Source organism: Paracoccus sp. MKU1 (assembly GCF_001447385.1).
GTDB lineage: Bacteria > Pseudomonadota > Alphaproteobacteria > Rhodobacterales > Rhodobacteraceae > Paracoccus.
The window spans coordinates 1-1,125 of sequence record NZ_LLWQ01000081.1 but is presented as its reverse complement, the minus strand read 5'-3'; the positions used below and the strand labels follow the sequence as shown (position 1 = coordinate 1,125).

Annotated in this window: 2 protein-coding genes; both read right to left on the bottom strand. The window is 69.0% G+C overall.

Annotated features, from left to right (window positions below; translation table 11 throughout):
• Positions 1–336, bottom strand: a 336-nt coding sequence (locus AQY21_RS05310) for an NAD(P)/FAD-dependent oxidoreductase (RefSeq protein ID WP_152988116.1), incomplete at its 3' end; no start/stop codon positions are given.
• Positions 337–465: 129 nt separating this feature from the next.
• A partial coding sequence (locus AQY21_RS05305; protein WP_058096736.1) for an electron transfer flavoprotein subunit alpha/FixB family protein occupies positions 466–1,125 on the bottom strand: 660 nt, incomplete at its 5' end.

The following is a 1,125-nucleotide window of genomic DNA, read 5'->3' as shown; positions in this document are numbered from 1 at the left end:
GATGTATTTGCCGTGATTGTTCATCAGGGGCGGCATCGGCCAGTTCGGCACCCGGACCTGGCCATGCGGGCCGAGGATGTAGAAATTGTCCTGGGTGACCTCGGTGGTGACGGGGGCGCCCCTGTSCTTCCAGTCCGGGATCAGCTTGTCGAGACCGGCGGTGTCCAGCACYGCGCCCGAGAGGATATGCGCGCCGATCTCCGAGCCCTTCTCCAGCAGCACCACCGAAAGCGCGGGGTTCACCTGCTTGAGCCGGATCGCCGCCGACAGCCCCGCCGGGCCGCCGCCAACGATCACCACGTCGTAATCCATCGACTCGCGTGCAATTTCGGACATGGCGGGGGGTTCTCCTGGCTGGCGGATGGGCTTGCGGCACGGGGTCGGGGGGCTCTGCCCCCGCGCCCCTGCGGCCCCTCGACGGGGCCTCAGGGGCGCTCCCCCGGAGTATTTGGAAAACGGTGACGCTCAGAGCTTGCCGGTGAGTTCCGGGACGACGGAGAACAGGTCGCCGACCAGGCCGTAATCGGCGATCTGGAAGATCGGCGCCTCCTCGTCCTTGTTGATCGCCACGATCACCTTGCTGTCCTTCATCCCCGCCAGGTGCTGGATGGCGCCCGAGATGCCCACCGCGACGTAAAGCTCGGGGGCGACGACCTTGCCGGTCTGGCCGACCTGCCAGTCGTTCGGCGCRTAGCCRCTGTCCACCGCCGCCCGCGAGGCGCCCACCGCGGCGCCGAGCTTGTCGGCCAGCTCTTCGATGATCGCGAAGCTCTCCTTCGAGCCCAGGCCGCGGCCGCCCGAGACCACGCGCYTGGCCGAGGTCAGCTCGGGGCGGTCGCTCTCGGCCACCTCGTCGGCCACCCAGGAGGACAGGCCGGGATCGGCGGCGGCGGCGGTCTCGGTGACCGGGGCACTGCCGCCTTCGCCCGCCGCGTCGAAGCTGGCGGTGCGGATGGTGAAGACCTTCTTCGCGTCCCGCGACTTCACCACCTGGATGGCGTTGCCGGCATAGATCGGCCGCTCGAAGGTCTCGGCGTCGAGGATGGCCGAGACATCCGACAGCACCATCACGTCGAGCAGCGCCGCGACGCGGGGCATGACGTTCTTGGCATCGGTGGTCGCAGG